General features: G+C 71.3%; 31 protein-coding genes. 19 read left to right on the top strand and 12 right to left on the bottom strand.

Annotated elements, in window-relative coordinates:
- The 3 genes from PV363_RS02875 to PV363_RS02865 all read left to right on the top strand — a co-directional run.
- On the top strand, positions 1–1,023 hold a 1,023-nt coding region (locus PV363_RS02875), incomplete at its 5' end, for a zinc metalloprotease (RefSeq protein ID WP_301021636.1).
- Positions 1,023–2,837, top strand: a complete 1,815-nt coding sequence (locus PV363_RS02870) for a DEAD/DEAH box helicase (RefSeq protein WP_220340902.1) — start codon at positions 1,023–1,025, stop codon at positions 2,835–2,837. The genes PV363_RS02875 and PV363_RS02870, both read left to right, overlap by 1 nt.
- A gap of 17 nt (positions 2,838–2,854) precedes the next feature.
- Positions 2,855–4,315: a M1 family metallopeptidase gene (locus PV363_RS02865; protein ID WP_301021635.1), complete on the top strand. Its 1,461-nt coding sequence runs from the start codon at positions 2,855–2,857 to the stop codon at positions 4,313–4,315.
- Here PV363_RS02865 and PV363_RS02860 read toward each other — a convergent pair.
- The 3 genes from PV363_RS02860 to PV363_RS02850 are packed head-to-tail and all read right to left on the bottom strand — an operon-like array spanning position 4,258 to position 6,255.
- Positions 4,258–4,869, bottom strand: a complete 612-nt coding sequence (locus PV363_RS02860) for a carboxymuconolactone decarboxylase family protein (RefSeq protein ID WP_301021634.1) — start codon at positions 4,867–4,869, stop codon at positions 4,258–4,260. The two genes, PV363_RS02865 and PV363_RS02860, sit on opposite strands and share 58 nt — an antisense overlap.
- Positions 4,866–5,750 carry an SDR family NAD(P)-dependent oxidoreductase gene (locus PV363_RS02855; protein ID WP_220340905.1) on the bottom strand — a complete coding sequence of 295 codons (885 nt, stop codon included), beginning with the start codon at positions 5,748–5,750 and terminating at the stop codon, positions 4,866–4,868. Before PV363_RS02855 ends, PV363_RS02860 begins: the two co-directional genes overlap by 4 nt.
- Before the next feature lie 7 nt (positions 5,751–5,757).
- Entirely contained in the window at positions 5,758–6,255 is a 498-nt protein-coding gene (locus tag PV363_RS02850; protein WP_220340906.1) for an Lrp/AsnC family transcriptional regulator, read from the bottom strand.
- A gap of 21 nt (positions 6,256–6,276) precedes the next feature.
- On the opposite strand from PV363_RS02850, the gene PV363_RS02845 reads away from it, so the two are divergent.
- Genes PV363_RS02845 through PV363_RS02835 form a run of 3 tightly spaced genes read left to right on the top strand, consistent with a single transcriptional unit; the run spans position 6,277 to position 9,165 of the window.
- The gene (locus tag PV363_RS02845; RefSeq protein ID WP_220340907.1) at positions 6,277–7,653 is read left to right on the top strand and encodes an FAD-linked oxidase C-terminal domain-containing protein; all 1,377 of its coding nucleotides are present in this window, start codon (positions 6,277–6,279) and stop codon (positions 7,651–7,653) included.
- Between the two features lie 10 nt (positions 7,654–7,663).
- Entirely contained in the window at positions 7,664–8,668 is a 1,005-nt protein-coding gene (locus tag PV363_RS02840; protein WP_220340908.1) for an alpha/beta hydrolase, read from the top strand.
- Between the two features lie 35 nt (positions 8,669–8,703).
- Positions 8,704–9,165 (top strand): hypothetical protein, encoded by a 462-nt coding sequence (locus tag PV363_RS02835; RefSeq protein ID WP_220365592.1) that lies wholly within the window; start codon positions 8,704–8,706, stop codon positions 9,163–9,165.
- On the opposite strand, the gene PV363_RS02830 is transcribed toward PV363_RS02835, so the two are convergent.
- Positions 9,140–10,030 carry a hypothetical protein gene (locus tag PV363_RS02830; protein WP_301021633.1) on the bottom strand — a complete coding sequence of 297 codons (891 nt, stop codon included), beginning with the start codon at positions 10,028–10,030 and terminating at the stop codon, positions 9,140–9,142. The two genes, PV363_RS02835 and PV363_RS02830, sit on opposite strands and share 26 nt — an antisense overlap.
- A gap of 53 nt (positions 10,031–10,083) precedes the next feature.
- On the opposite strand from PV363_RS02830, the gene PV363_RS02825 reads away from it, so the two are divergent.
- A complete protein-coding gene (locus PV363_RS02825) occupies positions 10,084–10,971 on the top strand; it encodes an oxygenase MpaB family protein (RefSeq protein ID WP_220346692.1) in 888 nt (295 codons plus the stop codon).
- Positions 10,964–11,560, top strand: coding sequence for an acyltransferase (locus tag PV363_RS02820; protein WP_220340912.1), 597 nt, complete (start codon positions 10,964–10,966; stop codon positions 11,558–11,560). The genes PV363_RS02825 and PV363_RS02820 overlap by 8 nt, the downstream gene beginning before the upstream one ends.
- 3 nt (positions 11,561–11,563) lie before the next feature.
- On the opposite strand, the gene PV363_RS02815 is transcribed toward PV363_RS02820, so the two are convergent.
- Both PV363_RS02815 and PV363_RS02810 read right to left on the bottom strand, forming a co-directional pair.
- Positions 11,564–12,115, bottom strand: coding sequence for an isochorismatase family protein (locus PV363_RS02815; protein WP_220340913.1), 552 nt, complete (start codon positions 12,113–12,115; stop codon positions 11,564–11,566).
- Positions 12,112–13,431, bottom strand: a complete 1,320-nt coding sequence (locus tag PV363_RS02810; RefSeq protein WP_301021632.1) for a nicotinate phosphoribosyltransferase — start codon at positions 13,429–13,431, stop codon at positions 12,112–12,114. Before PV363_RS02810 ends, PV363_RS02815 begins: the two co-directional genes overlap by 4 nt.
- Before the next feature lie 81 nt (positions 13,432–13,512).
- Between PV363_RS02810 and clpS the strand changes: the two genes are divergently transcribed.
- From clpS to PV363_RS02780, 6 genes are all read left to right on the top strand, one after another.
- Positions 13,513–13,818: an ATP-dependent Clp protease adapter ClpS gene (gene clpS / locus PV363_RS02805; RefSeq protein ID WP_220340915.1), complete on the top strand. Its 306-nt coding sequence runs from the start codon at positions 13,513–13,515 to the stop codon at positions 13,816–13,818.
- Positions 13,819–13,834: 16 nt separating this feature from the next.
- Complete coding sequence (locus PV363_RS02800) at positions 13,835–14,416, top strand: DUF2017 domain-containing protein (RefSeq protein ID WP_220340916.1); 582 nt, start codon at positions 13,835–13,837, stop codon at positions 14,414–14,416.
- A 33-nt stretch (positions 14,417–14,449) separates the two neighbouring features.
- Positions 14,450–14,896, top strand: coding sequence for a 2'-5' RNA ligase family protein (locus PV363_RS02795; protein ID WP_220365587.1), 447 nt, complete (start codon positions 14,450–14,452; stop codon positions 14,894–14,896).
- 83 nt (positions 14,897–14,979) lie between these two features.
- A complete protein-coding gene (locus PV363_RS02790; protein WP_301021631.1) occupies positions 14,980–15,474 on the top strand; it encodes a M67 family metallopeptidase in 495 nt (164 codons plus the stop codon).
- A 6-nt stretch (positions 15,475–15,480) separates the two neighbouring features.
- Positions 15,481–15,759, top strand: coding sequence for a MoaD/ThiS family protein (locus PV363_RS02785; protein ID WP_220340919.1), 279 nt, complete (start codon positions 15,481–15,483; stop codon positions 15,757–15,759).
- A gap of 26 nt (positions 15,760–15,785) precedes the next feature.
- Positions 15,786–16,733: a cysteine synthase gene (locus tag PV363_RS02780; RefSeq protein WP_220346698.1), complete on the top strand. Its 948-nt coding sequence runs from the start codon at positions 15,786–15,788 to the stop codon at positions 16,731–16,733.
- A 32-nt stretch (positions 16,734–16,765) separates the two neighbouring features.
- On the opposite strand, the gene PV363_RS02775 is transcribed toward PV363_RS02780, so the two are convergent.
- Positions 16,766–17,269 carry a DinB family protein gene (locus PV363_RS02775; protein WP_220340921.1) on the bottom strand — a complete coding sequence of 168 codons (504 nt, stop codon included), beginning with the start codon at positions 17,267–17,269 and terminating at the stop codon, positions 16,766–16,768.
- 25 nt (positions 17,270–17,294) lie between these two features.
- On the bottom strand, positions 17,295–17,666 hold the full coding sequence (locus PV363_RS02770; protein WP_220340922.1) for a DUF4267 domain-containing protein: 372 nt from the start codon (positions 17,664–17,666) through the stop codon (positions 17,295–17,297).
- A gap of 84 nt (positions 17,667–17,750) precedes the next feature.
- On the opposite strand from PV363_RS02770, the gene PV363_RS02765 reads away from it, so the two are divergent.
- The 5 genes from PV363_RS02765 (at position 17,751) to rdgB (ending at position 21,359) form a co-directional block, all read left to right on the top strand.
- Complete coding sequence (locus PV363_RS02765) at positions 17,751–18,335, top strand: TetR/AcrR family transcriptional regulator (protein WP_301021629.1); 585 nt, start codon at positions 17,751–17,753, stop codon at positions 18,333–18,335.
- A gap of 86 nt (positions 18,336–18,421) precedes the next feature.
- Entirely contained in the window at positions 18,422–19,225 is an 804-nt protein-coding gene (gene murI, locus PV363_RS02760) for a glutamate racemase (RefSeq protein WP_220340924.1), read from the top strand.
- Positions 19,222–19,983: an MBL fold metallo-hydrolase gene (locus PV363_RS02755; RefSeq protein WP_220340925.1), complete on the top strand. Its 762-nt coding sequence runs from the start codon at positions 19,222–19,224 to the stop codon at positions 19,981–19,983. The genes murI and PV363_RS02755 overlap by 4 nt, the downstream gene beginning before the upstream one ends.
- 18 nt (positions 19,984–20,001) lie before the next feature.
- On the top strand, positions 20,002–20,739 hold the full coding sequence (gene rph / locus PV363_RS02750; RefSeq protein ID WP_301021628.1) for a ribonuclease PH: 738 nt from the start codon (positions 20,002–20,004) through the stop codon (positions 20,737–20,739).
- Positions 20,736–21,359, top strand: a complete 624-nt coding sequence (rdgB, locus tag PV363_RS02745; RefSeq protein ID WP_220365584.1) for an RdgB/HAM1 family non-canonical purine NTP pyrophosphatase — start codon at positions 20,736–20,738, stop codon at positions 21,357–21,359. Before rph ends, rdgB begins: the two co-directional genes overlap by 4 nt.
- A gap of 45 nt (positions 21,360–21,404) precedes the next feature.
- On the opposite strand, the gene PV363_RS02740 is transcribed toward rdgB, so the two are convergent.
- From PV363_RS02740 to PV363_RS02725, 4 genes are all read right to left on the bottom strand, one after another.
- Positions 21,405–22,364, bottom strand: coding sequence for an ABC transporter permease (locus PV363_RS02740; protein WP_220340928.1), 960 nt, complete (start codon positions 22,362–22,364; stop codon positions 21,405–21,407).
- Positions 22,361–23,305: an ABC transporter permease gene (locus tag PV363_RS02735; protein ID WP_220340929.1), complete on the bottom strand. Its 945-nt coding sequence runs from the start codon at positions 23,303–23,305 to the stop codon at positions 22,361–22,363. The genes PV363_RS02740 and PV363_RS02735 overlap by 4 nt, the downstream gene beginning before the upstream one ends.
- A complete protein-coding gene (locus tag PV363_RS02730; RefSeq protein ID WP_220340930.1) occupies positions 23,305–24,444 on the bottom strand; it encodes an oligopeptide/dipeptide ABC transporter ATP-binding protein in 1,140 nt (379 codons plus the stop codon). The genes PV363_RS02735 and PV363_RS02730 overlap by 1 nt, the downstream gene beginning before the upstream one ends.
- Positions 24,441–25,483, bottom strand: a 1,043-nt coding sequence (locus PV363_RS02725) for an ABC transporter ATP-binding protein (protein WP_366525440.1), incomplete at its 5' end; no start/stop codon positions are given. The genes PV363_RS02730 and PV363_RS02725, both read right to left, overlap by 4 nt.

Raw genomic sequence — 25,483 nt, 5'->3', positions numbered from 1 at the left:
AGTGATCGGCCGCGGCGGCGGCCGCGCTCGTATGCCCTGGGGGCGGTGCTCATCGGCACCGCCCTCGTCGCGAGCATCGCGGCGCTGACGGGTGCCTCGGCGGTCGTGCCGGCCTCCGCAGCGCCCGCCTCGGCACGGCCTGCGGCTGCCGCGACCGACTGCACTCCCGACGAGACGCTCGGCGCACGGACGCTCAACGGTCTCGACGGTGTCGTGCGGGCGCCCGAGCCCTCGCACGCGACCGTCGAGGCGTACGAGCGCGACCTCGCCCGTCGCGTCGGCGCGGTGGGCGCCGCGAGCGACCGGCGCAGCGCGCAGGGCGATGGCCCCCGGCGGATCAAGATCCGTGTGTACGCCCACGTCATCAAGCCGTCCTCCACGAGCAAGACCGTCAGCCGCGCCAAGGTGCGGCGCCAGATCAAGGTGATGAACCGCGCCTTCGCGGGCAAGCAGTGGCGCGACGCGCGCAGCACCCGCTTCCGGTTCGTGCTCAAGAAGACCGACTACACGGTCAACCGCGCGTGGTACAACGCCGGGCTCGGCTCGCGTGAGTCCCGGGCGATGCGCAAGGCGCTGCACCGCGGCAAGAAGCGCGATCTCAACCTCTACATCGCGGCGCCGACCGAGCGGGGCGACCTGCAGGTCCTCGGCTACGCGACGTTCCCGCAGCGCCCCAAGAGCAAGCTCGCGACCGACGGTGTCGTGATCCACCGTGACTCGATGCCGGGCGGACGCTTCCGCGGCTACAACAAGGGCGACACCGCCGTGCACGAGACCGGGCACTGGCTCGGGCTCTACCACACCTGCCCGGGCGGCTGCGGCAAAAACAACGACCGCGTGCACGACACCCCTCGCGAGCGGATCCCGAGCTTCGAGTGCCCACGGGGACGCGACACCTGTCCGTCTCCGGGGGAGGATCCGATCCACAACTTCATGGACTACTCCTACGACCGGTGCATGCACCACTTCACGCCCGGTCAGATCGAACGCATGCGCAAGCTCTGGCGGGTGTATCGCCGCTGATGTCCGGGGCCGCGCATCTCTCACCGGCCTATCCCGACCGCGCAGCCTGGGGCACCGCTCCCAAGCTGCGCGCGTGGCAGGCCGACGCTCTCTCCCGCTACGCCGAACGCAACCCGCGTGACTTCCTGGCGGTCGCGACCCCGGGAGCCGGCAAGACGACCTTCGCGCTGACGGTCGCCGCCCAGCTCCTCGAGCGCCGCATCGTCGAACGCATCGTGGTCGTCGCGCCGACCGACCACCTCAAGACGCAGTGGGCGGAGGCCGGTGCACGCGCGGGCATCCCGCTCGACCCGTCGTTCAGCGGACGCGGTGGCGCGATGGCCTCCGACTTCAAGGGCTTCGCCCTCACCTACGCCGGGGTGGCGACCAACCCCACCGCGTACCGGCTGCGCACCGAGCGCTTCCGCACGTTGGTGATCCTCGACGAGGTGCACCACGCCGGCGACGCCCTCTCGTGGGGTGATGCGGTCCGGGAGGCGTTCGAGCCCGCGACGCGCCGGCTGGCGCTGACCGGCACCCCGTTCCGGTCCGACACCAACCCCATCCCGTTCGTCACCTACGCTCCCGGCGACGACGGCATCGGCCGGAGCGTGGCCGACTACTCGTACGGCTATGCGGAGGCGCTCGCCGACGGCGTGGTCCGCCCTGTCCTGTTCATGGCGTACTCCGGTGACCTTCGGTGGCGTACGCGCGCCGGCGACGAGGTCGCGGCGCGGATGGGCGAGCCGATGACGAAGGACCTCACCGCGCAGGCGCTCCGTACGGCGCTCGACCCGGCCGGCTCATGGATCCCGTCGGTGCTCGGCGCGGCAGACACCCGGCTGTCCGAGGTCCGGCGCCACGTGCCCGACGCAGGCGGGCTCGTGATCGCGAGCGACCAGAACACCGCACGGGCCTACGCCAAGATCCTCCGCGAGGTGACCGGTGACGGACCCGCTCTCGTGCTCTCGGACGAGAAGGAGGCCAGCGCGCGGATCAGCGCGTTCGCCGAGTCCGACGAGCGGTGGATGGTCGCGGTCCGGATGGTCAGCGAAGGCGTCGACGTGCCACGGCTGTCGGTCGGCGTCTATGCGACCAGGACGTCCACCCCGCTGTTCTTCGCCCAGGCGGTCGGTCGCTTCGTCCGTGCCCGCAAGCGGGGCGAGACGGCGACCGTGTTCGTCCCGAGCGTCCCCCGTGTCCTCGGGCTCGCCTCCGACCTCGAGGTGCAGCGCGACCACGTGCTCGGTCGCGCCGGCGGTGACGACGACGATCCGTTGGCTCTCGACGACGAGCTGATCGCGGCCGCCCAGGCGACCCAGTCCACCGCCGATCTCGAGCCGTTCGAGTTCAAGGCTCTCGGCAGCGAGGCGTCGTTCGACCGCGTGCTCTACGACGGTGGCGAGTTCGGACACGAAGGCGAGGTCGCGACCGGGTCGGAGGAGGAGATGGACTTCCTCGGGATCCCCGGCCTGCTCGAGCCCGACCAGGTGCGAGAGCTGCTCCGCCACGCGCGGACCCGGCGCACCCAACGGGGTGTCGCAGCCGCAGCCGAGCGGGGGGAGCCCGCCGACTCCCAGGCGGGGGCGACCGGCGCTCCTGGGCCGGCGACGCGGCCCGACGAGCCGAGCACGCACCAGATGCGTGCGCTGCTGCGGCGCGAGCTCAACGGACTCGTCGGCGCGTGGCACCACCGCACGGGTCAGCCCCACGGTGTCGTGCACAACCGGCTGCGCGAGGAGTGCGGGGGACCTACGGCAGCGAGCGCGTCGGTCGACGACCTGCGGGCGCGCATCGACAAGATCCGCGAATGGGCCGGTCGACCGACCTCTTGACGTCGTAGTGTCACAGCATGCGTCTCGCCGTCGCGATCGCCTCTGCCACCCTGCTCGCCGGGCTGCTGCCCGGTGCACCAGGTGCGGCCGCCGCGGCTGAGGCGGGCGAGGCCGGCACCAACACCGCGGTGCGTGCGGGCATGGCGGCCGCACCGGGCGTCGGTCGGCCGGGAGCCGGCGACGCATACTTTCCGGGCCACGGCAACGGCGGCTACGACGTACGGCACTACCAGGTCACCGCCGCGTACCAGCCTGCCGAGAAGCGTCTCGTCGGACGCACCCGCCTGCGGGCGGTGGCGAGCCAGCGGCTCCGGCGCTTCAACCTCGATCTCGTCCTCGCCGCCTCGTCGGTACGGGTCGGCGGGCGCCCCGCGCGGTTCAGCCAGCGCGGCAGGGAGCTGGTCGTCACCCCGCGCCGGGCGATCCGCAAGGGCGATCGCTTCGTGGTGTCCGTCGCGTACGCCGGCCGGCCCGCGAGCATCAGCCACCGCGGTGCCCGGCCTTTCGTCACGACGCGGGCGGGCGCGATCGTCGTCGGCCAGCCCGAGGCCGCCCCGTGGTGGTTCGCGAGCAACGACCACCCCAGCGACAAGGCGACGTACGACATCCGCCTCCGGGTCCCGCGCGGCCGGGAGGCGATCAGCGTCGGCAGGCTCGCGGGACGCAAGCGCGTCGGTGACCTCGTGCAGTGGCGGTGGGTGATGCGGCGGCCGATGGCGACCTACCTCGCGTTCGCGGCCTGGGGTGACTTCCGTGTCGTCCGCGGTCGGGCCGGTGGTGTCCGCTATCTCTACGCCTACGACCGTGCGCTCAGCGCCGGCGTGCGCCGGCGGGCGGTGCGCTCGCTGCGCCGTACGCCCGAGGTGACGCGGTTCCTCGCGCGCCACCTCGGCCCCTATCCGTACGGCGACCACGGTGGCGTAGTCACGAAGGCCGACCTCGGCTTCGCGCTGGAGACGCAGACCCGCCCCGTCTACGACGCCGCCTTCTTCCGCCGTGGGGCGGGCCTGCAGCCCGGCCAGAACACCTCGGTCGTCGCGCACGAGGTCGCTCACCAGTGGTTCGGCGACTCGGTCTCGCTGCGCCGGTGGCGTGACATCTGGCTCAACGAAGGGCTCGCGACCTACCTCGAGTGGATGTGGGACGAGTCGCAGGGACTCGGGTCGGTCCGGAGCGAGTTCGACTACTGGTACGACCATGGCGGCCGAGCGTTCTGGCGGCTGCCCGTCGGCAACCCGGGACGGGACCGGATGTTCGACAACCGGGTCTACGTGCGAGGCGCGATGACGATCCACGCGCTGCGGCGCGAGATCGGCGACGCGGCGTTCTTCGCGCTGCTGCGGCGGTGGGTCGGCGAGCGCCGTGACGGCCACGGGACCACCACGCAGTTCGAGCGGCTCGCCGAGGACGTCAGCGGGCGTCAGCTCGACGGATTCTTCGACGCCTGGTTGTTCCGGCGGTCGCGGCCGTTGCTCTGAGCGTGAGCCGGGGCGGCGGGCTCGTCCAAGGGCACGCGCAACGTGTGCAGCGTCGTCGCGAGCCCGTCGTACTGGCACACGAGCATGACGATCTCGACCAGGCTGCGGGGTGGGAAGCGCGCTGCCAAGGACTCCCACGTGCTGTCGTCGACGTCACGCGTGAGGACCAACGCGTCGGCGGTGTCGAGGCGCGCCTGGTCGGCAGCCGACCAGGGCCACGTCGTGGCCGGATCGGTGACCGCCTCGATCTCGTCCGTGCTCAGACCGGCCCGCGCACCGAGACGACGGTGGTGGTCGAGCTCGTAGGCAGATCGGCGCAGCGCGGCGACACGGAGGATCACGAGCTCGGCCTGCCGGCGGGGGAGCGTCCCGAACGGCATCAGGCGCCCCGAGTAGTGGAGCCAGCCTCGGAACAGCCCACGCGTCCGGCCGAGGACGGAGAAGACGTGCACGTCACGGACCCCGACCACGCGGGAGGCGACACGGGCCAGCGCGGCGTTGACGAGGCCGAGGTCGCGCCGGTCACCCGGGGGGACGCGGGGGAGCTCGGTCACGCGGCATCCCGAGGACCGTCTGGCGCCGCTTCGGCGGTCGGCTGCGGTGTCGTCAGGCCCGCGCCCTCCCGGCGTGCGATCTCGAGCGCGTGGCGTACGCGCGAGCGACGCAGGGTGCGTTCGACGGCGCGCTGGACGGCGGCGCGAGCAGGGAGCGCGGCCCTGACGAAGCGCGGTGAGGTGACGACGCGGGCCCGGCGGGCGATGCCGCGCTCGAGCGCGGTGATCGCGTCCTCGAGCGGAGCGACGCGCCCGATCGGGGTGCCTCGCATCAGTATCGTGGCCGCCTCCGTGCCAAAACCTCGGCTCGTCATCTCGGTGTCGAGCTCGCCGAAGAAGGCGACGCCGACGCGGGCGCCGCTCGGCGCCAGCTCGAGGCGGAGCGCGTCGCCGAGCGCCTCGACGCCGGCCTTCGACGCGGAGTACGCGCCGAGCATCGGGAGGTGCACGGCAGCCGCGAGCGACGAGACCAGCAGGGCGTAGCCCTCGGGGTGGCTCACGTGAGGCCCGGCGAGACGCACCGTGTCGTACACGCCGGTGAGGTTGACCGCGAGCGTGCGGTCCCACACGTACGGGTCGCCACCGACGATCGGCAGCTGCGCCGCAACCCCGGCGTTGGCGACGACGACATCGAGGCCACCGAGCGCCGACGCGGCCGCTTCGATGGACCTCTCGAGCCCCGACCGGTCGGTGACGTCGCAGGCGAACCACGGCGCGTCACCCGCACGGGCGGCCGTCGCCGCGAGGCCGTCGGGCTCGAGGCCGAGGAGGGCGAGACGGGCGCCGCTCTCGGCCAGACGGACCGCGAGCGCCGCGCCGATCCCACGGGCGGCGCCGGTCACGAGGACGCGTCGTCCGGCGAGTCCGGCTGCGGTGCTCACGCGCACACTATGGCGCGGGCGGCGCCGCGGTGTCGAGGCCCAGCGCGGCGTCGAGCAGGGGGGCGACCCGGGGCGCGAGCTCGGTCTGCAGCGCGATGACCGTGGCGACCCGCACGATCGACGGCTCCGAGACGACGGCGTCGAGGACCCGCTGGAGGTCGGTGTTGGAGCGGGCGACGACGCGGCACCAGAGGTCGCCGGCACCGGTGATGGTGCATGCCTCGAGGACCTCGGGGATGGAGGCCAGGTGGTCGGCGACGGGGGCCCGACCCTCGCCCTGGACGACCTCGAGCGTGAGGAAGGCGGTGACGGGATAGCCGAGCGCCGCCGGAGAGACCGTCGGTGACCAGGACGCGATCACGCCGCGCTCGGCGAGGCGGTCGAGCCGCGTCTGGACCGTGGCACGGGCGACCCCGAGTCGCCGCGAGGCCTCGAGGACCCCGATCTTGGGCTCGGCGAGGAACAGGCGGGCGATCTGGGCATCGAGGTCGTCGATCGCAGGCATCCGGTCAGCATAGGGTGAGGCATGGACACCGACGTCTTCGTCGCCGAGCTCGTCGCCGCTCTCGGGCCGGACGTGGTGGTCACCGATCCTGACCGCCTCGTCTCCTACCGGACCGACCGCGCGATGTTCTGCGAGGCGGGCACCCCGTGCGCGGTCGTGCTCGCCCGGGCGACAGGCGACGTCGCGACGGCGATGCGGCTCGCCTCCGCGCACGGGGTCCCGGTTGTGGCGCAGGGCGCCAGGAGCGGCCTCTCCGGTGCCGCCAACGCGATCGAGGGCGGGTTGGTGATCACGCTCGAACGGATGGACCAGGTCCTCGAGGTCGACACCGACGAGCGACTCGTCGTGACCCAGCCCGGCGTGCTCAACGCCGTCCTGTCGCGCACGGTGGCCGAGCATGGGCTGTTCTACCCACCGGACCCCAGCTCGTGGGAGTTCTGCACGATCGGCGGCAACCTCGCCACGAACTCCGGCGGCCTCTGCTGCGTGAAGTACGGCGTCACGACCGACTACGTCCTCGCGCTCGAGGTCGTCCTCGCGAGCGGAGAGGTGCTGCGGACGGGGCGGCGTACGGTCAAGGGCGTCGCCGGATACGACCTGGTGCGCCTGTTCGTCGGCTCGGAGGGGACGCTCGGCATCATCACCGAGGCGACGCTGCGGCTGCGGCCCGCCGCCCACCGCCCTCGGACGCTCGCGGCCACCTTCGGCACCGTGCACGCGGCCGCGGAGGGCATCGGCGCGATCGCCCGCTCGAGCGTGGTCCCCAACCTGCTCGAGCTGATGGACGCCACGAGCCTCCGGGCGGTCAACGACGCCTACCGTCTCGGATTCGACGCCGAGGTGGGGGCGCTCGTCCTCGCGCAGTCCGACGCGCCGGGTGCCGCCGGAGAGGAGGAGATCGCCGCCCTGGCGGCCCACCTGCGGGACGCGGGAGCGTACGACGTGGTGCTCGCCGCCGACGACGCGGAGGCCGCGCTCCTGCTCACCGCTCGGCGCGAGGTGCTGACGGCCTTCGAGTCGATGGGGACGACGATGGTCGACGACGTCTGCGTCCCGCGGTCGAGGATCGCCGACCTCGTCGACGGGGTCGCCGCGATCGCTGCGAAGCGCGAAGTGGTGATCGGGGTCGTCGGGCACGCCGGTGACGGCAACTTCCACCCGTGCGTGATCTTCGACGGTGCCGACCTCGACGAGGCGGAACGGGCGCACGCGGCCTTCGACGACGTGATGCACCTGGGCCTCGACCTCGGCGGAACCATCACCGGGGAGCACGGGGTCGGCGTCTTGAAGCGGACACTGCTCGAGCGTGAGCTCGGGCCCGTCGGACTCGGGGTCCAACGCGCCGTGAAGCACGCGCTCGACCCTCACGGTCTGCTGAACCCCGGGAAGGTCATCTAGTCTGGCGGCCATGGCCGCCCCCTTGCCGATCCGCACCAGACTGTTCACGTTCGTCGAGCGCTTCCTCAACCGACCGATCGACGAGGTGCCGCGAGAGGAGCTCCCTGCTCGCCGTACGCAACGGGCCAAGCTGCTGGGCTCGCCGCTGGGACGCGCCGTGTCGGGCAGACCGCACCCCGACGCCCAGGTCACCGACCGCCTCGTCGAGCTCCAGCCGGTGACGGTCGGCGAGCTCCCGCAGGAGACTCAGCCAGTGACGCTGCGGCTGCGGATCTACCAGCCGCCGACACCGGGGCCCGAGCCGTCGCCGGTGGTGGTGCTCTTCCACGGCGGAGGCTGGGTCCTCGGTGATCCCGAGCAGGACGAGTGGTGGGCCAGCCATCTCGCGGTCGACACGCCGTGCGTCGTGGTCTCCGTGGCCTACCGGCTGGCTCCCGAGCATCCCTACCCTGCCGCCGTCCTCGACACCTGGGCCGCGCTGGACTGGGTCGTGACGCACGCCGACGAGCTCGCGGCCGACCCGGCGCGCATCGTCGTCGCCGGCGACAGCGCCGGCGGCAACCTGGCCGCCGTGGTCGCCGACCTGGCGGGTCAGGCGGGTGCACCGGCGCTCGCCGGTCAGGTCCTCGTCTATCCCGCGGTCGAGATGGAGGAGGTCTTCCCGTCCGAGCGCGAGCACGCGAACGCCCCCGTGCTCACCTCACGCCAGATGCGCGCCTTCTCGCGCCTCTACCTCGACGGCGCCGACCCGTCCGCGCCCACGGCGGCGCCCTTGCACGGGACGCTGTCGGGGGCGGCCGTGCCGGCGTTGATCCAGGTGGCGGGGCACGATCCGCTGCGTGACAACGGTGTCTTCTACGCCGAGGCGCTGCGCGGCAACGGCGGCGACGTCACGCTGACGGAGTACGCCGATGCCGTCCACGGCTACATCAGCCTGCCGGGGATCTCGCCGTCGGCACCGCGTGCGCTGGCCGAGATCGTCACCTTCGTCCGCCGGGTGACCTCCCGCGGGTGAGGTCGTACGTCCGATCGAGGCAGGTGGTGGGGGACATGACCGTCGAGGATCTGCCGCTGATCGACGAGCACGCGCTGACGATCGCGCGGCCGCGTCAGCAGGTGTGGACCGCGCTCGAGGCCTTCGTGCACAGGTCACTGCTCTCGGCGGCCGACGGGGCGATGGCTCGCCTCCTCGGCACCGACCCGCCCGGCGGCTTCGCCGTGGACGACGTCGTCACGGGGGAGCGGCTGGACCTCGCCGGGAGACACCGGTTCTCCGTCTACCGCCTGGTCTTCAGGCTGGCCGACGCACCTCTGGCCGACGCACCTCTGGCCGAGGTGCCCGCGGCTGACGCTCCGGCGACGCGACTCTCCGCGCGCAGCTATGCGGTCTTCCCCGGTGTGCGTGGTGCTGTCTACGAGACGATGGTCATCAGGACGCGCTTCCACGTCCTTGCGACGCGGCGGATGCTCCGGCAGGTCCGGCGGATCAGTCTGTCGGACCCAGCAGGCTGAGTGCGCGGAGGTCGGCGAGCGAGGCGTCGACGTCCTCGGAGCCGACGCCGGTGAACCACCGCCGAGCCGACTCCAGCGAGGACTCGCCGATGACCCCGAGCTCGGTGACGACACGCTCCGAGGCGGTCAGGGCCAGGCGCTCGGCGACCGCGCCGACGTCACCCCCGTCGAGGCTCGCGCGGGTGGCGAGGAGCACGTTGAGGAACCCGTGGCGCACGCGACCCGTGTCGGGCTCGCGCCAGGCCACCGCGTGCGCCAGGTCGCCTCGGCACGAGAACGCGACCTCGCGGTCGAGCGCGTCGCCGACGGCACCCGCCAGGGTCTCGGCCGACGGCACCTCCTCCGGGTCGGCCCCGCCGGTCCGCAGCACGAGCCGCAGGTCCTGGGACGCCAACGTGTCGAGGGCGTGCTGCCAGCGCAGCGAGCCCTCGGTGCGGGCGTGCAGCGGGAGCCCGACCTGCACATCGACGTCCTCCAGCAGCCCTTCCGCCTCGAGCTGGCCGACCATCGCCACCACCCGGTGGGCGCCGCGGGCCAGGTCGTCGAGGTCGCGGACGGCCGCGGTGAGGCCGACCAGACGGAGGCGCTCCTGCCGCGTCGCCCACCGCACCGCCGGCTCGATGGCCCCCGCACCTCCGGTGACAGCGACGACGACATCGATCTCGTCGGCGCCGAGGGCGGCGACCGTGCCCTGGACCAGGGGAAGCTCCGTGTCGGGCACGACGAGCGGGCCGAGCACGTCACCGTGATCCTCGGCGGTCGAGCGGCGCGCGGCGTACGCCTCCACGCGCTCGCGCAGGCCGTGTGCCGCCGGTGCCTCGTACGACGTGTCGGCCACGAGATCTCGGAGGTACGGGGCGCTCATGTCTCCGAATCTAGTGCAGACGCCGACCGTCGGAGCACGGTAGCGTCCGGTGCATGACACGCGTCCTGCCCGCCGCTCCCCGGGGACGGGAGCGCTGGCGCCGCGATGCGTGGCAGCGGGTGATCGCGACCCTCGACCCGGAGACGGACTACGAGATCATCTCGGCGGTCGACACCCGATTCGAGTTCCCGTGGGACATCCAGCAGGCGCTCAGCTTCGCGCTGTTCCGGACGTTCGCGGTGCCGTCGATCGGGGTGCTGCTGCACGAGACGCAGGAGTTCACCGAGCGCACCCAGAAGCGCCACGACGACACGGTGCTCGTCCTCGACGCGATCGTCGAGGACGGCATGGAGTCGTCGCCCGGACGTGCTGCGGTGCGTCGGATGAACCAGATGCACGGTGCCTACGCCATCAGCAACGACGACCTGCGCTACGTCCTCGCGACGTTCGTCGTCACGCCCGTCCGGTGGCTCGCCGACTACGGGTGGCGGCCGCTCGGCCCCGCGGAGGTGGACGCGGCGACGCGGTCGTACCAGCGGATGGGCGAGCTGATGGGGATCAAGGACATCCCCGCCTCGTACGCGGAGTTCGAGACGCTCCTCGACGCCTACGAGCGCACCCACTTCGCCTACGACGACCGTTCGCGCGAGGTCGCCGACGCCACGCTGGCGCTGCTCTGCTCCTACTACCCTCGGCTGCTGCGGCCCGCGGTCGAGGTCTTCTCCCGGTCGGTGATGGACCCGCACGTGCGCGACGCGTTCGGGTACGCGACGCCGCCGCGCGCCGTCGTCGCCCTGTCGCGAGGACTCCTGCGGCTGCGCGGTCGCGCGCTCCGGCTCGCCCCTCCGCGGGTCGCACCGTCCCGGCCCGAGGACCGCGGCGCGATCCGCACCTACCTGCCGGGCGGCTATCGCATCGAGGATCTCGGGACGCATGTCTGACGAGCCGTCGACGTACGAGCTCGCGCGCGAGTGGTGGCGCAAGCAGCGCTGGTACGGCCGCGCCTACCGGCCTCTCAACCGGGCGCGGCTCAGCGTCGAGCTGGCGCGGCGGCGCGCGTACGCCCGCGGCGTGGTGCACGGCGACGTGCTCGAGATGCTGCGCGACGGGCGTCTCCACCTCGGGCCGCAGGTGTTCCTCGAGCCCGGGGTCTGGATCACCGGCGGACCGGACGCGCAGATCGTGATCGGTGAGGGCACGTTCCTCAACCTCGACGTGATGGTCTCCGCGTCGCACCGCGTCGAGATCGGCGCCCACTGCATGCTCGCGAACGGTTGCCTCGTGACCGACTCGGCGCACCGCTACGACGACCCGGACGTGCCCGTCCCGTGGCAGGGGTTCACGTCGAAGGGGCCGACGGTGATCGGCGACAACTGCTGGCTGGGCGCCAACGTCGTCGTCACCAGCGGCGTGACGATCGGGGAGCGGTGCGTCATCGGCGCGAACTCCGTCGTCACGCGTGACGTGCCTGCGTTCTCGGTCGCGGCAGGCTCGCCGGCGCAGGTGGTGCGGTCGGTGGCGTACGGGTGAGGCTCAGGCCACCGTGACCCCTGCGGCGTCGAAGTCGCTCCGGGTCTTGTCGAGGTTCGCCTCCGCGACCGGAGCGGTGAGATCCATGAGGACACGCGTGCCGAAACCGCGTGCCGCAGCATCGAGAGCCGTGGCCCGCACGCAGTAGTCGGTGGCGATGCCGACGATGTCGACCGTGTCCACGTCGCGCTCGCGCAGCCAGTCCTCGAGCCCGTCGCCGGTGGTGGCCTTGCCCTCGAAGCCGGAGTAGGCCGCGTCGAACTGGCCCTTCTCGAACACCGCCGCGAACATGTCCGCGGTCAGCGGCGCATGGAGCTCGTTGCCGTGGGTGCCGACGACGCAGTGCGGCGGCCACGAGTCCACGTAGTCGGGCTGGTCGCTGAAGTGGGCGCCCGGGTCGATGTGGTGGTCCTTGGTCGCCACCACCAGGTCGTAGCCGCCGTCGGCGACCAGGCGCGCCACGCGCTCGGCCACCGCGGCGCCTCCTGAGACGGCGAGCGAGCCGCCCTCGCAGAAGTCCTTCTGCACGTCGACGACCACCAGTGCCCTGCTCATCGTGCTCCTCCGCTCGTCACGTCCTCGAAGACCGTCGGGATCGCGGCCTCCCCCCGCGAGAGCTGCCGGGCCCGCAACGGTAGCTCAGCGAGCGAGTCCCGTAGCCGGTCGCGGGCGGTCTCAAGGGTCTCGTCGTGGACCCGTTCGCCGTTCTCGACGAGCGGGACGAGCAGCGGGCGGTCGTTGTCGTCGCTCTCCGGCGGCTCGCCGATGCCGATCACCTCGGCCGTGGCCGTGCCGTGACGGTCGAGGCGACGCAGCGCGTACTTGCGGCCGCCGATCGACACCTTGTCCACGCTCGTCTTCGCGACGGAGATCATCGCGGCGTCGGTCTCCAGACCGTCGGCACGGGCGACGAGCTTGTAGACGAAGCCGCACGTCGGGTGCCCGGATCCGGTCACCAGCGACGTCCCGACGCCGTAGCCGTCCACGGGAGCGGCGGCGAGACCGGCGATCGCGTACTCGTCGAGGTCGCTGGTCACCGTGATCCTGGTGCCGGTCGCACCGAGCTCGTCGAGCTGGCGTCGGACCTGGCCCGCGAGGAGCGGGAGGTCGCCGGAGTCGAGGCGTACGGCGCCGAGTCCCGTGCCCGCGACGTCGATCGCGACGCGCACCGCCTCGGCGACGTCGTAGGTGTCGACGAGCAGCGTCGTCGCGGTGCCGAGCGACTCCACCTGGGCGGTGAACGCGTCACGCTCGGTGTCGTGCAGCAGGGTGAAGGAGTGGGCGGACGTGCCGGCGGTCGGGATGGCGTACCGGCGGCCGGCCTCGAGGTTCGACGTCGTCGCGAACCCGGCGACGTACGCGGCCCGGGCCGAGGCGACCGCCGCGAGCTCGTGCGTCCGCCGTGACCCCATCTCGATGCACGGACGGTCACCGGCGGCCACCGTCATGCGGGCCGCGGCGGAGGCGATCGCCGAGTCGTGGTTGAGGATCGACAGCAGCAGGGTCTCCAGCACGACGGCCTCGCCGAAGGTGCCTTCGACGATCAAGATGGGCGAGTTCGGGAAGTAGGTCTCGCCCTCGGGATAGCCCCACACGTTGCCGCGGAAGCGGTAGTCGGCGAGCCAGTCGAGCGTCGGCCCGTCCACGATCTCGTTCGCGCGCAGGAACGCGAGCTCGCCGTCGGTGAACCGGAAGTCGGCGATCGCATCGAGCACGCGGCCCGTCCCTGCGACGACGCCGTAGCGCCGGCCGTCCGGGAGCCGGCGTGCGAACAGCTCGAAGACCGAGCGCCGGTCGGCCGTGCCGTCTGCCAGCGACGCCTGGAGCATCGTCAGCTCGTAGTGGTCGGTGAGCAGCGCGGTGGAGGTCACGGCGTCAGCGTAGTGGCGGGCCGGCGGACCGTGGAACTCCACCGGGCAGGGGCGGGCCGGAGAGTTTGCGCGTACGCCACAATGGGCCGGGTGAGCACGCCAAGCCCGATCGAGGTCGACGAGCCGGCGACCGACGAGGTCACCGAGCTCGACCGACCCTGGGTCACCATCGTCTGGAACGACCCGGTCAACCTCATGTCCTACGTCGCGTACGTGTTCAAGTCCTACTTCGGCTACGACGACGCCACGGCGAACGACCTCATGATGAAGGTCCACCACGACGGGCGGGCCGTGGTCGCGACCGGGCCCCGCGAGGAGATGGAGCGGCACGTGCAGGCGATGCACGAGTACGGATTGTGGGCGACGTTGCAGCGGGACGACGCATGAGCGCGGAGAGCATCCGATGAGGGCGTTCGAGCGACGCAAGCGCGACCGGGTCCGCGCGGAGTTCGAGCGGGCCGAGGCCGAGCTGCTCGTCAACCTGCTGGGCCAGGTGATCGAGCTGCTGCGTGACCGCAACGCCCCCGAGGAGTCGTCGCCCGACCCGTTGTTCGGTCAGCTCGGCACGACCGCGTCCTCGCTGCCTCCGGAGGACCCGGTGCTCCGGAGGCTCCTGCCCGACGCCTATCGCGACGACGACGACTCGGCGGCCGACTTCCGTCGCTTCACCGAGCGGAGCCTGTCGACGGCCAAGGTCGAGAACGCTCAGGCGCTCGTCGCGTCGCTCGCGGCGGGCGGCTTCGACCTGGACGACCCGGAGCAGTCCGTGGACCCCATCGAGGTCGAGCTCGGTGAGCGCGGTGCTCAGGCGTGGCTGCGGTCGCTCACCGACGTACGGCTCGCCCTCGCGGTCAGGCTCGGCATCGAGTCCGAGGAGGACGCCGAGGCGGCCGCGGAGAGCGACGATCCCTCCGTGGCGGTGGTCGTCGACATCTACGAGTGGCTGGGCTTCGTCCAGGAGTCCCTCGTCCAGGCCCTCGACTGAGCGCATGAGGTTCTGCCCGTGAGGTTCTGCGTCGTGTCCTTCGTCGAGGACGCGCCGGAGGAGTTCGGACGTGAGGCGTGGCCGCTGCACGTCACCTGGGTGCCGCCGTTCGACGCTGACGAGGCCGAGGCCGTGGAGGCGTTCACCCGCGCTGCCGAGAGTCGTGCGCCCGCAGCCACCGAAGCGGCGGGGGAGGAGTGGTTCGGCAGCCGTCACGACGTGCGGGTGACCGAGCTGGCACGGACCGCTGACCTCGACGCGCTCCATCGGGCGCTGCTGGGCGCCCTCGCCGATGCGGGTGTCGACGTCGCTCGGATGCGGCACGTGCGTGACGCCTTCCGGCCGCACGTGTCGGCTCAGGGTGGCCGGGCTCTCAGGGTCGGGACGCGCGTGACGCTTGACGAGGTGTCGCTCGTCTCCCTGCGACCCGACGACGACCCTCGCCGGCGGCGCGTCGTCCTCACCCGCCCGCTCGGCTGACGCGGAGTGGCGCGGCCCACACGGACGCCGTTCGGATGGCGGACCCACCCTCTGAGCCGGGTGCCACCCCGTACCTTGGAAGCGTGCTCACCATCGACCAGGCGACGTACGACGCGATCATCGCGCACGCTCGACGGGACCACCCGGACGAGGCGTGCGGCGTGGTCGCCGGACGGATCGGCTCGGACCTGCCGACGCGGTTCGTCCCGATGGTCAACGCGGCGATGTCGCCGACGTTCTACGAGTTCGACTCGACGGACCTGCTCCGGCTCTACCAGGAGATGGACGACAACGACGAGGAGCCCGTCGTCGTCTACCACTCCCACACCGCCACCGAGGCCTACCCGTCGCGCACCGACGTCAACCTCGCCGGCGAGCCGAACGCGCACTACGTCCTCGTGTCGACCCGCGACGGCGCCCACGCGTCCGGACCTGTCGACTTCCGCTCGTTCCGGATCGTCGACGGTGAGGTCAGCGAGGAAGAAGTCCGCGTCGTCGAGCGTTACGAGGAAGAGGGCCCGGGCGGCGACTCCGTCCAGGCTCCGAGCACTCATCCCACCGATCGATCAGGAAGCTGACGTCTGATGGCCATCGAGGTCCGTGTCCCCACCATCCTCCGTACCTACACCGACGGCGAGAAGAAGGTCTCCGCCGCCGGTGACTCGGTCAGCGCGCTGATCGAGGACCTGGAGGCTCACCACTCTGGCATCAAGGACCGCCTGGTCGAGGACGGCCAGCCGCGCCGATTCGTCAACATCTACGTCAACGACGAGGACATCCGCTTCTCGGGCGGCCTCGAGACGCCCCTGTCCGACGGCGACGTCGTCGTCATCCTGCCCGCCGTCGCGGGCGGGGCGCGCTGACCTCGCGTACGAGGCCGGACCCGTCCATGCGCTTCGACAACCTGATCGACTCCGTCGGCGGCACGCCGCTCGTCGGGCTCCCGAGGCTGTCCCCGTCCCCTGAGGTCCGGTTGTGGGCCAAGCTGGAGGACCGCAACCCGACCGGCTCGATCAAGGATCGCGCTGCGCTGGCGATGATCGAGCGCGCCGAGGCCGAAGGTGTCCTCCGACCGGGGTGCACGATCTTGGAGCCCACGTCGGGCAACACCGGCATCTCGCTCGCGATGGTCGCCAAGCTGCGCGGCTACCGCATCGTGTGCGTGATGCCGGAGAACACGTCCCAGGAGCGTCGGCAGCTGCTGCGCATGTGGGGTGCCGAGATCGTGTCGTCGCCCGCCGCCGGCGGCTCGAACGAAGCCGTCCGCGTCGCCAAGCGGGTCGCCGAGGAGCACCCCGACTGGGTGATGCTCTACCAGTACGGCAACGCCGCCAACGCCGACGCGCACTACCGCGGCACCGGCCCGGAGATCCTGGCCGACCTCCCCGAGGTGACGCACTTCGTCGGGGGCCTCGGCACGACCGGCACGCTCATGGGCGTCGGACGCTTCTTCCGCGAGGCCAAGCCGGAGGTCCGCATCGTCGCCGCCGAGCCACGCTACGGCGAGCTCGTCTACGGGCTGCGCAACCTCGATGAGGGGTTCGTACCCGAGCTGTACGACCCGCAGTACATCGACGCCCGCTTCTCGGTCGGACCTCGCGACGCCGTGCGACGGGTGCGCGAGCTGCTCGAGTCGGAGGGCATCTTCGCCGGCATCTCCACCGGCGCGATCCTGCACGCCGCCCTCGCCCAGGCCTCGAAGGCCGTGAAGGCGGGGGAGCCCGCCGACATCGTCTTCGTGGTGGCAGACGGCGGCTGGAAGTATCTCTCGACGGGCGCGTACGAGGGCACCGTCGACGAGGCGGAGGAGCGGCTCGAGGGCCAGCTCTGGGCGTAGCCCGCTCGTCCGGGAGCGGCTCGCCCCGGCCATCAGGTCGGGTAGCCCTCGAACGGGCCGGTCGCCCCGTCGATCAGCTCGCGGAGGATGTCCGCGTGCCCGGCGTGACGGGCGTACTCCTCGACCATGTGGATCAGCACCCACCGGAGCGACACCGTCTGACCCCACCACGCGGTGCCGGTGTCAGTGAGGTCGAGGTCGTCGATCACCGCGTCGGCGGCCTTGCGGGCCATCGCGAAGTAGGCCAGCACACCCTCGGTGGTCTCCCACGGCTCGATGCGCCAGTCGGCGTCCCAGTCGTCCTCGTCGGCCGGGACCTCGAGCGACTCGCGGCCGAACGTCGAGCAGAACCAGGCGTAGTCGACGGACGCCAGGTGCTTGACCATCCCGAGGAGCGTCGTCCCCGACGGCACCATGGGCCGCCGGAGGTCCTCGTCCGAGAGTCCGTCGATCTTCCACAGGATGGCATCACGGTGGCGGTCGAGAGCCGTGTAGAGGCTCTCCTTCTCGTCGCCGGTGAAGGGCACGCGTCTCATCGAGACAGCATGCCCGACCGCGGTGTCAGACCGCGAAGAGCAGCGCGGCGCTGACGAGGACGATGACGGCCGTGGCGAAGTGGATGCCGAAGGCCACCGCCTTCGTTCCTCCGTTGCGGAGGACGACGAGCGTGTCGCCGAATGGCGCGAGCGAGACGGTGATCATGAACAACCCCGCTGCTCCGGGCGTCGAGAAGGCCAGCAGAGTCAGGCCGACGACGCCGAACGTGGAGTCACGGACTCCTTTGACCGTCAGGTACGCGCCGTCGCCGTCCGGCTTGGCCGGGACGCCGTAGCCGGCGGCTGCCGGGATCGGGTGAGTCAGGAACCGTACGCCGATGAACAGAACCATGAGGCAGAGGGCGGCGGCCAGGACGTACGCGACGGTGATGAGCACGAGAACTCCTTGTTAGCGATGCTAGAAACAAGTGCGACGCTATGCGAGCATGAGCCTGATGTCTAGCGGTGCTAGGATCTCTGCGTGGCGATCCACGAGCGCAGGGCACGCGAACGCGAAGCACGTGAGCGGTTGATCATCGACGTCGCGCGCGAGCTGGCCGAGGCCGAAGGGTGGGAGGCGGTCACGACGCGACGACTCGCGGAGCGCGTCGAGTACAGCCAGCCCGTGCTCTACAGCCACTTCGCCGGCATGGGCGCTCTGATGGCAGCGGTCGCGATGGAGGGCTTCACCGAGATTGCCGAGGCGCTGCTCAGAGCCGTCCGTACACCGGAGGTGTCTCCCTCGGAGCGCCTCGCCGACGTAGCCACGGCGTACCTCGACTTCGGTGCACGCCACCCGGCACTGTACGACGCGATGTTCAGCCGGGCCGTCGAGCTGAAGTTCGCACAGGAGTCCACCCCGGCGCCGATGCGCGAGGGATTCGGTGCGCTTCGCGAGGCGGTCCGCCCGTACGTCGGCGACGACGCCGACGCCGACGTGGACGCGCTCACCGAGGTCTTCTGGAGTTGCCTGCACGGTCTGGTGACGCTCGCCGCCACCGGACGGCTGAACCCTGCGCTGGTCGAGCTGCGGCTCACGGCCCTCGTGGAGCGCTTCAGCCGGTGACGCCGAGCCGCGTCCCACGCGACTCGCCCTGTGGCGTCGGACGCATTGTGTTTCGTGGGTGTGAATCGCACACTAGGCTCGCTCGGGTGAACGACGCGCCCATCGGCATCTTCGACTCCGGCTTCGGCGGTCTGACCGTCGCCCGAGCCGTCATCGATCAGCTGCCGAACGAGGCGGTCCTCTATCTCGGCGACACCGCCCGTCAGCCGTACGGGCCGCAGCCCATCGGCGACGTCCGCGAGTACGCGCTGGAGTGCCTCGACCACCTGGTCGACCGAGGCGTGAAGGCGCTCGTGATCGCCTGCAACTCCGCCAGCGCAGCGGTGCTCCGCGACGCGCGAGAGCGGTACGACGTGCCGGTGGTCGAGGTCATCGTGCCGGCGACCCGACGGGCCGTCGCCGCCACCCGCAACCACCGTGTCGGTGTCATCTGCACCCAGGCAACCAAGACATCGATGGCCTACGAGGACGCGTTCGCCGCGAACCCGTCGGTCCAGCTGACCGTCCGCGCCTGCCCCCGCTTCGTCGAGTTCGTCGAGGCCGGGGTGACCGCAGGTCCCGAGCTCCTGGAGGTGGCGCGGGACTACCTCGCGCCGCTGCAGGAGAGCGGGATCGACACGCTCGTGCTCGGCTGCACCCACTACCCGCTGCTCACGGGCGTGATCGCCTACGTGATGGGCGAGGAGGTGACGCTCGTCTCCAGCGCGGACGAGACCGCCAAGGACGTCTACGCGCTGCTCGTGCGCCACGGCCTCGAGCGGACGGTGACCACGCCGCCCGAGCACCACTTCCTGACCACGGGGCAGCCTGAGGAGTTCCGCACCCTCGGGCGCCGGTTCCTCGGTCCCGAGATCGACCACGTCGACCAGTTCTCGTGGGTGGGCGTATGAGGCTGACCGTCGTCGGCTGCGCGGGGTCGTACCCGGGCCCGGACTCCCCGGCCAGCTGCTATCTGCTGGAGGCGGCGCACCAGGGGCGCACCTATCGGCTCGTCATCGACCTCGGCAACGGTGCGCTGGGCGTGCTCCAGCAGTACGTCGCCCTCTCCGACATCGACGCGATCGCGATCTCGCACCTCCACCCCGACCACTACATGGACATCTGCGGGATGTACGTCTACCGCAAGTACGTCCCCGGCGGTCCGTTACCACGGATCCCGCTCTGGGGTCCGTCGGGCAGCGCCGACCGGTTCGCGGAGGCGTACGGACTCCCGATCGACCCCGGGATGACCGACGAGCTCGCGGTCCAGACGTGGGTCGAGGGCGAGCCGGTGACCCTCGGACCGTTCACGGTGACGCCACGACTGGTCGACCATCCCGTGCAGTCGTACGCGTTGCGGATCGAGGCCGACGGCAGCGTCCTCACCTACTCCGGGGACACCGGGCCGACCTCGGCCCTCGTCGAGGCGGCGGACCGGGCGGACGTCTTCCTGTGCGAGGCGTCGTTCACCGACGACCCGGACAATCCGCCCCACCTCCACCTCACCGGCACCGATGCCGGGGCCGCGGCCACCGAGGCCCACGTCGGGCGGCTGCTGCTGACCCACGTCCCGACCTGGACCGATCACGAGCTCGTCGCGTCGGAGGCCAAGGCCGCCTTCGCCGGACCGAGCGAGCTCGTCGAGGCGGGCGGGGTCTACGAGGTCTAGGCCGTTAGGCTCGTCGGCATGCCCACCACCCGAGCGGACGGCCGCCCGAACGACGAGCTGCGTCCCGTCACCATCACCCGCAACTGGCTCGACCACGCCGAGGGATCGGTCCTGGTCGAGTTCGGCCGCACGCGCGTCCTCTGTGCGGCCAGCGTCACCCAGGGCGTCCCGCGCTGGCGGCGAGACTCGGGGCTCGGCTGGGTGACCGCCGAGTACGCGATGCTGCCGCGCGCCACGCACACGCGTTCCGACCGCGAGTCGGTGAAGGGGCGGATCGGCGGACGTACGCACGAGATCTCGCGCCTGATCGGCCGGTCGCTGCGTGCGGTGATCGACGACAAGGCCCTGGGCGAGAACACGATCGTCATCGACTGCGACGTGCTCCAGGCCGACGGAGGCACCCGGACCACCGCCATCACGGGCGCGTACGTCGCGCTGGCCGACGCCGTCTCCTACCTCCGCGAGCGGGGTGCCCTCCTGTCGGAGCCGCTGACCGACTCGGTCGCCGCCGTCTCGGTCGGCATCATCGACGGCACCCCGATGCTTGATCTGCCCTATGACGAGGACGTCCGCGCCGAGACCGACATGAACGTCGTGATGACGGGCTCCGGGTCGTTCGTCGAGGTGCAGGGCACCGCCGAGGGTGCGCCGTTCGACCGGGCAGAGCTCGACGCGCTGCTCGCGCTCGCGGAGAAGGGGTGTGCCGACCTCACGGCGATCCAGGCCTCGGCGCTCCAGGACGGGCCCTCCGCATGAGTGCGCGACGAGTCGTCCTGGCCAGCCACAACCCCGGCAAGCTGGTCGAGCTGCGTCGCATCCTCGAGCCCGACGTGCCGGGGATCGAGGTCCTCGGTCTCGACGACATCGGCGACTTCGACGAGCCCGTCGAGGACCAGCCGACGTTCGAGGGCAACGCGCTGCTGAAGGCGCGCGCCGCCGCGAAGACCACCGGACTCCCGTCGCTGGCCGACGACTCCGGGTTGTGCGTGGACGCGCTCAACGGGATGCCCGGCGTCCTGTCGGCGCGGTGGAGCGGCAAGCCGCAGGGTGACAAGCGGTCCGCCGACACGCGCAACAACGCGCTGCTGCTCGACCAGCTGGCCGACGTGCCGGACGAGCGGCGTGGTGCCGAGTTCCGGTGCGCGATGGCGCTGGTGCTGCCGAGCGGGGCCGAGGTCGTCGAGCTGGGCGTGATGCGGGGTCGGATCCAGTGGGAGCCGACGGGTGACGGCGGGTTCGGCTACGACCCGCTGTTCGCCGCGGACGGCTACGACGTGTCGACCGCAGAGCTCACGCCCTCCGACAAGGACGCGATCAGCCACCGGGGCAAGGCCCTGCGGGCGATGGTCCCGCACCTCGTGGCCCTGCTCGCCTGAGCCCGTACGCACCGGCGCCTCCGAACCGGCACGGCGGCCACCCGCTCAGTTGAGGCGTACCCGAGGATCGAGGACCGCGTAGGCGATGTCGACGACGATGCTCGCGATCACCACCGCGGCTGAGGTCACCAGCACCACGCCGATGATCACCGGCAGGTCCTGGTTGTTGATCGCGTCCACGCTCGTCTTGCCCAGACCCGGCAGACCGAACACGGTCTCGGTGACGACGAGACCACCCACGACTGTGCCCAGGTCGATCCCGAGCTGGGTCACGACCGGGGTCAGTGCGCTCCGCAGACCGTGCCGCAGGACGACGCGGCGCTCGGTGATGCCCTTCGAGCGGGCGGTCCGGATGTAGTCCTCGCCGAGCGCGTCCAGCATCGCGCCTCGTGTCAGCCGGGTGTAGATCGCCGCGGACAGCATCGCCAGCGCGATCCACGGCAGCACCAGGTGCCGCGCCCACTCCCCGACCCCCGCCGACAACGGCGCGTAGCCCGCCGCGGGGAACCAGTCCAGTCCTGCGAGGGTGAACCGGTAGTAGAAGACCGTGAGCAGGAGCAGGCCGAGCAGGAACGACGGCATCGAGTAGAAGAACAGGGCGAAGAACGTCAGCCCGCGGTCCACGGCGGAGCCCGGGCGCACGGCCGAGACAACGCCGTTCGTCACTCCGAGGAGCGTCCAGATGACGGCGGCGCCCAGCGCGAGCGAGATCGACACCGGCGCGGCCGCAGCCAGCATCGAGGTGACCGACTGGCCGTGGTAGTAGTCGTAGCCGAGGTTCCCGTGCAGGGCGTTCCACAGGAAGTCCCCGTACTGCTCGAGCAGCGGACGGTCCAGCCCGAGACGGTGTGAGATGAGGGCGACCGTCTCAGGGGTCGCCTGCTTCCCGGCGAGCGTCTCAGCGACGTTGTTGGGCGCGATGAAGAACATCCCGAACACCAGCAGCGTGATCAGCCACATCACCACGGCGCCGAGCAGGGTGCGTCGCACCACGAACCGGATCAAGACGGTCTCCCTGGTCTCATCGAGAGCGTCGGTCGGGCGCGGGGGTCGAAGGCATCACGGACCCCGTCGCCGAACAGGTTGAACGCGAGCGTCGTGACCAGCAGCGCGAGGCCGGGGAAGAGGATGTACCACCACGCTGTCGTGTAGTAGTTCTGGGCCGTGGCGATCATCCCGCCCCAGTCGGCCGTCGGCGGGGGAATGCCGAGGCCGAGGAACGACAGCGTCGCCTGGGTGACGATGACGACGGGGATGAGCAGCGAGGTGTAGACGATCACCGGCGCGAGCACGTTCGGCAGGATGTCGATCACCATGATCCGCCAGCTCGACGCGCCGAGGGATCGTGCTGCTTCGACGAACTCCCGCTCGCGCACCGACAGCACCTGCCCCCGGACGATCCGCGCGACCGACGCCCAGCTGAACAACCCGATCACGAGGATCGAGATGCCGAGGCTCGGTCCCGTGATCGACACCAGCGAGATCGCGAACAGCAGGAACGGGAACGAGAGCACGACGTCGACGAAACGGGCGAGGATCGTGTCGATGACGCCACCGAAGAATCCGGCAGCCAGACCGACGACGACCCCCACCAGCACGGCGAGCGCGGTCGCGGCCACGCCGACCAGCAGCGAGACGCGGGCACCGTAGGCGATCCGGACCAGCAGGTCGCGCCCAAGGTCGTCGGTGCCGAGCCAGAACGTGCTGTTCGGACCGCGCGGCAACCCGTCCGGAGTGAGTCCAGCGCTGTGGTATTGCGTGTTCGGCGGATGACCGGTGACCGCCGCGACGACCGGGGCGAAGACCGCCATCAGGAGGATTGCGGCGATCACTGTCAACGAGAGCATCGCCACGCGGTCACGTCGGAGCCGATGCCACGACAGCGCCCATGGGCTGCGGCCCTTGATCTCACCGGCAGCAGCGGTCTCGGTGGCCTCCGGGCTCATCACGCACCTCCAGGATCGGTAACCCGCTCGGCGACGATCTCGCTGTCCTGCGCATCCAGGTCCGGCACCTGCCCCACCAGCTCCTCGCCGACGCGCAGCGGGTGGAGGCACGCGGCACGGTGCTCGGGTGGGTCGTCGAGCACCGGGACGAGGTCAGGGTCGACGGACACACAGTCGTGTCGTGCCTTCGGGCAGCGTGGGTGGAAACGGCAGCCGGACGGTGGCGCGACCGGCGACGGGAGGTCTCCGACCAGGACGATCCGCTCCCGAGCCTCGGCCTCCTGCGGATCTGCCACGGGGAGTGCGGAGAGCAACGCCTTCGAGTAGGGGTGCCGAGTCACCTCGAACAGCTCGTCGGCCGGGGCGGTCTCGACGATCCTCCCCAGATACATCACCGCGATCCGGTCGCTGATGTGCCGGACGACCGACAGGTCGTGGGTGATGAAGAGGTAGGTGAGGTGGAGGTCCTCCTGGAGGTCGATCAGCAGGTTGAGCATCTGAGCCTGGATCGACACGTCGAGCGCCGAGACCGGCTCGTCACAGATCAGGAGCCTCGGGCGCAGCGCGAGCGCGCGGGCAAGGCCGATGCGCTGGCGCTGACCTCCGGAGAAGTCGGCCGGAAACCTGTTGTAGTGCTCGGGGTTGAGGCCGACGAGCTCCATCAGGTCCTGGACCCGATGTGCGCGCTCCTTGGCCGACATCGACCGGCCGTCGGTGTCGCCGTGGATCGCCAGCGGGTCTCCGATGATGGAGCCGACTCGTCGCCTCGGGTTCAGCGAGCCGTACGGGTCCTGGAAGACCATCTGGATCTCCCGCCGCACAGGTCGGAGGCGGCGCCGGCTCGACGCCGTGATGTCGGTGCCGTCGAAGCTGATCGAACCTGACGTGACGTCGTAGAGCCGGGCGAGGCAGCGCGCGAGCGTCGACTTCCCGCAGCCGGTCTCGCCGACGAGCCCGAGGGTCTCCCCACGCCGGATCTCCAGGGAGACCCCGCTCACCGCGTGCACGACCTCGCGGCTGCGCCGCCACGGGCTTGAGGCGCCGACCGGGAACTCCTTCACGACGTCGGAGGCGACCAGGAGCGGTGCAGCGAGGTCATGCTCGCGCCTGCCCGAGGCGTCGACGGCAGCGGTGCTCATGCGGGTTGCTCGTGTGGTGAGGTGACGCGCGCCTCGCGTGAGGCGACACGCTCGTCGCGCGAGGCGATGTCGCTCGGCAGCCAGCAGGCCGACTCGTGGTCGGAGCGCCCGAAGACCGGTGCCAGCCACGGCGTCTGCGTGCAGCGGTCGAAGGCGTAGGCACATCGCGGTCGGAACGGGCAGCCCTCCGGCGGCGTGATCAGACTCGGCGGTGAGCCGGGGATCGGGGTCAGCCGCCCCCGGCCCGGTGCTCGCGAGGGGAGCGAGGCGAGCAGGCCCTCGGTGTAGGGGTGGTGGAACCGGTAGAAGAGCTCGTGGCGGGCGGCCCGCTCCATCACCTGGCCGGCATACATCACCACGATCTCGTCGGCTACTTCCGCGACCACCCCGAGGTCGTGGGTGATCAGGATGATGGCGGTGCCGAGCTCACGCTGCACGTCCTGCAGCACGGTGAGGATCTGCGCCTGCACGGTGACGTCGAGCGCCGTCGTCGGTTCGTCGGCGATCAGCAGCGCGGGGTCCAGGGCGATCGACATCGCGATCATCGCGCGCTGGCGCATGCCGCCCGAGAACTGGTGGGGGTAGTCGTCGACCCGCAGATCGGCCTGCGGGATGCCGACGAGTGCGAGAAGCTCGACGGCACGACGTCGGGCGGCTCGACGGGAGATGCCGCGGTCGTGCGCGCGGATCATCTCGACGATCTGCCAGCCGACCGTGTAGTACGGGTGGAGGCTGGTCAGCGGATCTTGGAAGATCATCCCGATCCTCGCCCCGCGCACTGCCTCGAGCTGCTTCGTCGTCGCGGTGAGCAGGTCCTCGCCGTCGAACACGGCGGACCCCGAGATCTGCGCTCCTCGGGTGAGGCCGGTGACGGTCTGGGTCGCAACGCTCTTGCCGGAGCCGGACTCGCCGACGACGGCGAGCGTCCGACCGGCCTCCACGGCGAACGAGACGCCGCGTACGGCGTGCACGACGCCGTCAGGAGTCGGGAAGCCTACGTGCAGGTCAGTGACCTCGAGCAGCGTCATCGGTGGCTCCT

Origin of the sequence: Mumia sp., from assembly GCF_028803055.1 — a bacterium.
GTDB lineage: Bacteria > Actinomycetota > Actinomycetes > Propionibacteriales > Nocardioidaceae > Mumia.
Note: the sequence above shows the minus strand (reverse complement) of the source record. Positions and strands in the feature narration are given on the sequence as shown.